Origin of the sequence: Streptomyces sp. NPDC057486, assembly GCF_042802415.1 — a bacterium.
GTDB classification, from domain to species: Bacteria; Actinomycetota; Actinomycetes; order Streptomycetales; family Streptomycetaceae; genus Streptomyces; species Streptomyces yanii.
In genome coordinates, this window is record NZ_JBHVEE010000270.1 from 1 (window position 1) to 4,080 (window position 4,080).

At 66.0% G+C, this 4,080-nt stretch carries 3 protein-coding genes and 1 pseudogene; 3 read left to right on the top strand and 1 reads right to left on the bottom strand.

Features of this window, described 5'->3' with window-relative positions; genetic code table 11:
- Positions 1–382: 382 nt before the first annotated feature.
- Positions 383–1,792: an LCP family protein gene (locus tag ACFU6I_RS47925; RefSeq protein ID WP_384380721.1), complete on the top strand. Its 1,410-nt coding sequence runs from the start codon at positions 383–385 to the stop codon at positions 1,790–1,792.
- 153 nt (positions 1,793–1,945) lie between these two features.
- Positions 1,946–2,087: pseudogene (locus ACFU6I_RS47930) on the top strand (IS5/IS1182 family transposase); the annotation flags it as partial.
- 134 nt (positions 2,088–2,221) lie between these two features.
- Here the strand turns inward: ACFU6I_RS47930 and ACFU6I_RS47935 are convergent.
- Positions 2,222–2,611 carry a RidA family protein gene (locus tag ACFU6I_RS47935; protein WP_384380727.1) on the bottom strand — a complete coding sequence of 130 codons (390 nt, stop codon included), beginning with the start codon at positions 2,609–2,611 and terminating at the stop codon, positions 2,222–2,224.
- Between the two features lie 513 nt (positions 2,612–3,124).
- On the opposite strand from ACFU6I_RS47935, the gene ACFU6I_RS47940 reads away from it, so the two are divergent.
- Positions 3,125–3,901, top strand: coding sequence for a hypothetical protein (locus tag ACFU6I_RS47940; RefSeq protein WP_384380724.1), 777 nt, complete (start codon positions 3,125–3,127; stop codon positions 3,899–3,901).
- Positions 3,902–4,080 lie beyond the last annotated feature (179 nt).

The window sequence follows — 4,080 nt, forward strand, 5'->3', positions numbered from 1 at the left end:
GTGGGGCACGAGGGCCTTTCTGGTCGCCGGTGCAGATGTCGCAATCCACACCAGGCCAGAAGGCCCTCACCCATTTCAAGACCAATCAGCCGTGACCCCTGTCACCAACCTCCGTGGACAGAACACCTAGGGCCTCTGTCGAAAGTGGATCTTGAACATGGGATGTGTGCCAGAACCCACTACTGCTCGATAAAGCCACGCAGCTCTACCTCAGCTTTCAAGACTCCACATCAATCAAGCCGCGCCGCACTAATTAAGCCGGAGCCTCGCTGCACCAACAGCTGCACGTTCGAAACGATCGTATAAAGTCCGGTGATCGACATCGGGCGTCTGGTGTCCGGCTACGCCGGGTGGTCGGGGCGGGGCGCGGGGGGCGATTCACATGGGTGGGACACGCGGACGAAAGAGTGCTCCGGCGGCCGGGCGCTCGCGTAGGCGAGCGGGCGGGAAGCCGGACGGGCTGACGCGGCGGGGCCGGATCGTTGCCTGGACCGCCGGTATCGGCGCCGTGTGCGTCCTCGGCGCCGGCGGTGCCGGTGCGTGGATCTACAACGACCTCGACGGCAACATCCACGGCGCCCCCCTTGACGGCAAGCTCGGCGACGACCGCCCGGAGAACCTCAGTCCCGGGTCGCGGAACATCCTGGTCGTGGGCTCCGACAGCAGGTCCGGGGCCAACGCCCGGTACGGCGGCATGGAGGGGGGCACCATGCACTCCGACACGCTGATGGTCCTGCACATCCCCGCGAACCGGAAGTGGGCCGCGGTCGTGTCCATACCCCGCGACTCCTGGGTGCGAATACCGGCCTGCGACAAGGGCGACGGTACGACCTCCGAAGTCCATCACTTCAAGATCAACGAGGCGTTCTCGCTCGGCGGCACAGGCGGCGAGGTGGCCGACGCCGCCGCTTGTACCATCAAGACGATCGAAGCCAATACTGGTCTGCGCATCGACAACTTCATGTCGGTCGAATTCCAGGGGTTCAAGGGCATGGTCAATGCCCTGGACGGCATAGAGGTCTGCCCTGAGCAGGCCATCCACGACAAGAAGGCCCACCTCGATCTGGAGGCCGGCTGCCAGACGATCAGGGACGAGAAGGCGCTCGGCTACGTGCGTGCCCGCTACAGCGTGGGCGACGGCTCCGACACCGGACGCATCGGCCGCCAGCAGGAGTTCATGTCGGCGTTGGCCGAGAAGGCCAAGTCGAAGATCACCGACCCCGTCGCTCTCTACAAGTTGCTGCAGTCCCTCACCAAGTCCCTCACCACGGACGACGAACTGGCCGGTGCGAAAGCCCTCACCGGCCTCGCGTCCGAGCTGAAGGGCGTTCCCGAGGACCGGTTGACGTTCCTCACCGTCCCCAGCTATCCGCGCGAAGCCGACGTCCCGACGGACAAGGCCAATGTGGTGTGGCAGTACCCGCAGGCCGCCACCGTGTTCACCGCCCTGGCCAAGGACAGGGAGATCGACAAGAAGAGCCTGGAGGCGGACGCGAAAGATCCGCTGTACGCGTCCTCCGTGCACGTGCGTGTCCTCAACGGATCGGACGTCGAGGGGAAGGCCGCCGCGGTCGCCGAGAGACTGCGCGAGGCCGGGTTCACCGTCACGGGCACCGGCAACGCGCCGCACCCCGGCCGCACCACGGTCACCTATCCCCCGGGCCTCGCCGACCGGGCCGCGGTCCTCGCGTCCCAGGTACCCGGCGCGCACGCTGTCGAGGACGCCGCCGCCCCGGCGGGCGAGGTCACCCTGGTGGCCGGCGCCGAACTGGACGTCGACGACCTGCGATAGGGCACCACATCGAGAGACCGAGCGAGCTGTGCTTCCGCGTCTGCGACAGGACGCGGGGGTACGGACTCCGCGTCCGTACCGGATGCCGTCGTGCTGCGGCGGAACCAACGGTGCTGCCGGCCGCGGATTCGCCCGCTGACGTCGACGCCGACAATCGAGCGCACGATCTCGTGGCTGTCCGGCTACCGCAGACTCAGCCCCCGCTACGAACGCAACCCCCCGCAACTACCTGGCTTTTCTCGGCCTTGCCGCTGCCCTGTGCTGCTACAGGCGACTCCTCAAACTCACCACATAGGACACCGCCTACTGAGATTCATCGCGTGATGTCGCTGCCCCAATCCCTGAGCTGCGGCGATGCCCGAGCAACAGGCGACCTCCCTCGAAGATCACTGACAACCCGTCCAACCGCCCGGTCAGAGGCTTGCCGAGTCACCAGGGGATAACGGCGAGGGCTTCCACCTCCAGCATGAGCTCCGGCCGGTACAGAGCGGCCACCTGTACTGCGGTACTGGCCGGCGGACGCACGGTGTCGATGTGCGCGTCGCGCACGGCCCGTACCTCCGGCAGTATGGCGACGTCGGTGACGTAGAAGGTGAACTTGGCAACCTCGGCGAACGTCGCGCCGCCTGCCGCCAGGCAGCGCCGCAGGTTCTCGAAGACCTGACGGGCCTGGGCGGCGGCGTCGCCCTCCCCGACCACACGTCCCTGTTCGTCCAGTGCGACCTGCCCGGAGATGACGACCAGTCGACCTTCACCCACCACCACGTGGCTGTAGCCGTTCCCTGGGGCGACCCCGTCGGGCGGAATGTGAGTGAGCATGGTCTCTTCAGACTCATCTGACACAGGTGTCCTCCTCGAACGGCAGTTGATCAGGCAACGGTATATGCCAACAACTCCTTTTAGCCCGTTGCATGTTGAGTCGTAGGCACTGTGTGCGCCGCGTCTCGGCTGCCTGCATCGGCGAAAGGTCCAGTGAGAGGTGATCTTCGAGGGAGGTCGCCTGTTACTCAGACATCGCCGCAGCTCAGGGATTGGGGCGAGCGACATCACGCGACGAATCTCAGTAACTGGCTGTTCTCTATCCGCTCGCGTGGTCGGTCCGCTTCGAACAGGGCCCTGGATCGGGTGAGTTGTCGGGTGGGGAGGCATGATGGAAGGGCCTCTTGGTAGCCCGGACAGCATTTCAGGGGGCGGGGCTCTGCTCGCACGTCCGGATGTGCCCGTCAGGCCCTTGACCGGGTGCCACTTCGACGGAGGATGGGGGAAGAGAGCGGGTCTGCATGGTGAAGTGTGTGCCTCTGATCACTCCGACAGCAGCGAGCGTTTCTTCCGATGACCGCACAGCCCGCACGCCCTGAGCGCAGCGGTCCCGAGACCGCCTCGATCATGGATGTCTCGCCGTTCAAGCCTTCTCTCGTCAAAGCGGTGTTCAGGGACGTGACCCCGATGCACGTCTCTCGGTCGGCCGCATGGGCCGCAGCGTCGGTGACGCGGACAGTGCTGACGGAGATCATCGAAGGCGCGAGGAGAGCGGCGGCGGAGGCCCGGAAGAAGCTGATTCCCGGGGACCTTCTCTCGGCGATCGAGCGGAACGTCGAGCTCGAGGTGGGGGACAAGTGGTACGACCACAGCCCGACGTTTCAAGGCCTGACCGGTGTCCTGTACGACGCCGAGGGTGTCATTGTGCCTTCTCGTAAGCGCAGCAGGTCGCGCAAACCGAGTGCTGTGGTCGGCGCCCACAGGTTCGAGGCCGGGGTCAAGAAGCTGCTGCGGAGCCAGGGGGCGACGGCCGTCCCAGCGATGGTCCGCGACCTGAACGGAATCGCGAGCGTGTTCCTGACGGACCTCGCCCAGGACGCGACCATGGTCGTCCGCGAGGGCGGGGTCAAACGTTTCGGTACGGTCACCCTAGTGATGTCGGGCGAACCGGCCCCACCCCCGTTCCTCAAGGATTCCCTGCAGGCCCCGTCCGCCCGCAGGGGGGACGGGCGGACCATCGGCAGGGATGACATCCTGGCCGCCACCACGATTCAGTTGTTCGGCGGCAACCTCAGGCAGCGAGCCCTCACCGAAGCACGCGAGGCGACACAGAACACTTCGGCCGGCTGAGCGGGTGCGACCAACATCGCCGCCTCACCCTCATCTGCTACCGCAGACTCCCAAGGCGTGGCTCTGGACGCCTCGCTGCGAACCCTCGTGTTTCGCAGTGTTGAGTGATCATGTTCCGGCGGCGGCCCAGGCTGTGAGGACGGCCTGGATTTCTTCGGGTCTTGCCTGGTGGGGGTGTG